This is a genomic window from Streptococcus parasanguinis, from assembly GCF_001578955.1.
GTDB lineage: Bacteria > Bacillota > Bacilli > Lactobacillales > Streptococcaceae > Streptococcus > Streptococcus parasanguinis_U.
The window spans coordinates 678280-681806 of sequence record NZ_KQ969689.1 but is presented as its reverse complement, the minus strand read 5'-3'; the positions used below and the strand labels follow the sequence as shown (position 1 = coordinate 681806).

General features: G+C 41.4%; 3 protein-coding genes. All 3 read right to left on the bottom strand.

What is annotated here, in order from left to right; genetic code table 11:
• Window positions 1-168: 168 nt before the first annotated feature.
• Window positions 169-948 (bottom strand): LD-carboxypeptidase LdcB/DacB, encoded by a 780-nt coding sequence (gene ldcB, locus SPADD19_RS03255; protein ID WP_003016191.1) that lies wholly within the window; start codon window positions 946-948, stop codon window positions 169-171.
• Between the two features lie 10 nt (window positions 949-958).
• On the bottom strand, window positions 959-2746 hold the full coding sequence (locus tag SPADD19_RS03250; RefSeq protein ID WP_241496448.1) for a TcaA second domain-containing protein: 1788 nt from the start codon (window positions 2744-2746) through the stop codon (window positions 959-961).
• 66 nt (window positions 2747-2812) lie between these two features.
• On the bottom strand, window positions 2813-3527 hold a 715-nt coding region (locus SPADD19_RS03245), incomplete at its 5' end, for a DUF6574 domain-containing protein (RefSeq protein WP_338322289.1).

Sequence of the window (3527 nt, the reverse complement as noted above, 5' to 3'; positions counted from 1 at the left end):
AATCGTTATTGTTTCAGGCACTTTACTCACAGCGGAAAGTTTCAGTATTTTCTTGATCCAATCTAAAAATTGGAACTCAATTTTATTTCTTAGCAGGATCGCTTAATTTATTTTACTTTAAAATAGTTTGTCTACATTTTAAGGTTGGGATATCTATCCCAACCTTTTTTATTTATCAACGTAATCGCCACCGGTGAAGCCATAGTATTCTTCCAGACTCAAACCTGAGTCAGCGATATCTTGCGCTTCTTTTCCGATATAGCGGAGATGCCAGCTCTCTGGCATGTAGCCTGTTACTTTTTCTTTTCCTTCTTGGTAACGAACCACAAAGCCATATTTAGCAGCATTCTTGAGCAACCACTTACTTGGTCCAGGTTCGGTTACCAAATTACCACTGGTATCGATCAGATCAAAGGTCAAACCTGTCTGGTGTTCACTATAACCCGGTCTTGCAGAATAACGATCTGCGGCCTCCTGACCATCTTGATTGACATAGTTTTGGTAGAGGCCAACTTGGGTGTCGTAGCTACGAAAACCACTATATTGGTCACTGATCGGATAACCTTCTGCCTGCATGGCTGCGATCAATTCATGAAGGGCTGAAACAGCTTCAGGATCTTCACCTGGGTTAAAGTCAGGCGACAAGGGATAATGTTTGTTGGCGATCATGACCTCACCATACTTCCCTTTGACACTATAGTAGGAACCATTATAGCTGACACCAGAATCCACTTTCACATCTGACTTACCAGCTTTTGAAGACTCTTCTTTGCCAGTCTCTTTTGACGTATCCTTTGCAGAAGACCTTTCTTTGGAAGACTTGGTTTGCGTTTGTTTGCTTTCTTCTTTTGCAGAAGATTTTGAACTAGTAGATTGAGATTGGGAGCAAGCTGTCAGGGTTAACAAGGCAACTGTCACCAAAGTTAATTTGGAAAATCTTGCTTTCATGAGGAATCTCCTATGATTCTTTTGTTACGACAATATCCGTAATCACATAACTTGCACCTACTTTTTTCAAGGTGTAGGTCTTGTACTTGCGGTTTTGTGAATCTGGATGGCTATCTGTATAATGCACGGTAAAGTCTTCATAAGTCTTGATCGTCACCACACCATTTTCTTCCGTGACACTTTGAATGTCCAATGCTCCTGGAGTATAGTAGTCAATTTTTGCCTTTCGAACACCATCACCAGTTGTGAATTCAACCATGTCCTTGTAGGCTTGACTTTGTGTGTCATAGTATTTAGAGTAGGTGTTATTTCGATTTGAAACGGAGCTAAAGACTGCGTCGCGGTACTCTTTCAAGAACTCTTCCGCCAAGGTCCGATTTTGTTCTTCTTTGACTGCTTGCGCTTTCTTAGCATCTTGCGCACTCTTGATGCGTTTTAGGGTATCTTTGGCTAGTTTAAGTTCGATCGGATCGTTCTCACCCTCTTCAATCGTCACCTTAGCCTTTTCAGTTGTATAGGTTTCCCCATTCATGTTGAAGACAGCATGTACTTCAATTTCTTGATAAGGGATGCTATCTACCTCAAAGGTCGTGCTGGTTCCGACTTCTTTGCCGTTGACCACAACCTTCACATCCGTTGGGTTTTCAACTTCATCTGGGAACTCAACTTCTAAATTGCGTTTTTCAGAATTCAACTGCAATTCTAAATTATTCTTGGTTGCTTTTTTAGGATTGAGATGGATCTTAGAAGTAACATTTCCGACTTCAGTTTTAGCAGTCAATTCCATTTCTTTTGTATTGTAATGGAAAGAACCAAGGTCTGTCACTGCATCTTTCTTCAAGGTCACTATTTTATTGGCAGCCACTTTGAGTTTGGCTTGGTCCAAATTGGTCTTGACCTTCACTTGCACTGGATAGCTGGCCACACGGTATTCTTGGAAGATTCCAAATTTCTTGTCGGCTTTCTCCAAACCAAAGATCTTGTTTCCAGATTTATCCGTATAGCTGCCTTCTCCACCATTATCAATGATCTTGTTCAACTCTGTACCGATATCAACCCCTTGATCTTCCATGCTGGTAATAAAGCTTTCGGCTTCATCCTTTGTCCATTTATCGTTATCGGTTGAAAGCAGATCTGCTGCTTCGCGATAATCCTTGGTGTCCACTGCCTTAATAAATTTATCTGCAGTCACTTCGACACGCGTTGTTGACTGGAAGTAAAAGAAGGCTGCTACCAAAGCGATCACAAGGACTGCGATAGCAGAAATAATCCCAATTTTCTTCTTGGAAAGTTTCTTTCCACCCTTCGTTTTAGGGGCCTTTTGTTTTTTCTGAGCTGGACCTGCTTCTGTGACATTTGGACCAGCAAAGACCTGCGTTTGCTCAGCAGCAAGTGGAGTCGTATACTCTTGAGTCGGCTGTTGAGGCACATATTCCTGTGTTACTTCTGTTGAATCTGGGTTCGCAAATTCTGCTTCAGGCACAGGTCCTACAAAAAACTCGAAGTTTTGACTTTTTGCAGCGGTAAATTCTTCTGCACTTGGCTTGCGGCCGTAGGTTTCTTCAAAATGTTGTAACCAAGCCTGACGAGCTGCTAGAAGTGGATCGACATTCTTCACTTCTTCAACTGGTTCAACCACTGGTTCCTCAACAGGAGCGACTTCCTCTGCTGGGGCATTTCCTGCGATAGACTGAATTTGTTTCAAATCAAATCCACAAGCTTTCCCAGCCATAAACTCTTCTGGTGACGGTTTGCGACCGATCACTTTTTCAAATAATTCAACCCATTTCTTTTGCATGGATCTCTTCTCCCTCATTATAAAATAGGGAAAGTGGGTCCCCCCACCTTCCGTTTTGTGATATTGTTAGAATCCAAAGTTAGAGAAATTTGGAGCACTTGGAATAAATCCAATAGCTACTTGTTCTAAAATACGAGCATTCACATAAATGACAAAGATGGCAATGAGAAGCAAGACAACAGATGATGCTACTAGAAGCAAGAATTTATCTGCTTTAAAGCTTGTCTTGTTCAATCCTTGATGAACGACATAGCATGTTCCAACAAAGAACAAGAAAAAAATAAGGAAATTTACAAAGCCATAAAATTCATAAACCTTTACAAGACCTACTAAGAAAGCAAGAAGGGCAAGTGGCAAAGTGTAGACAGACAAACGTCCAAATTCTTCAAATGAATGACCATAACTGTATTCCTTATCTTGAAGAACCACACGACGAACAAAGAATCCTGCTACTTGGAAGGCGTAAACGCTAAAGAATAGGGAAATCAATGTCAACATAAAGGCACGGAAATCCATTCCATAACCACCTGTAGCTCCACTAGCTGTGAAGAAAGTTGATAGGGTCAAGACAAAGGCAGTTAAGACATACTGTAAAATTCCGTTAAGAGCTTTTGAATTTTCTACAGCAGTTGGACGTTTCAAAGCTGAAAGGAACCAATTCCAGTAACCACCAACGGCTACACCAAATTGACTTGGTTGGCCAGGATAAGGTTGTCCTGGTTGACCTTGGTAAGAAGCTTGTTGATAAGCTGCTTGAGTAGGTTGTTGGTAGGCTTGCTGT

Bases quoted from the DNA above. Each gene is read 5' to 3' on its own strand.
- ldcB (WP_003016191.1), bottom strand. From the start codon at position 948: ATGAAAGCAAGATTTTCCAAATTAACTTTGGTGACAGTTGCCTTGTTA.
- SPADD19_RS03250 (WP_241496448.1), bottom strand. From the start codon at position 2,746: ATGCAAAAGAAATGGGTTGAATTATTTGAAAAAGTGATCGGTCGCAAA.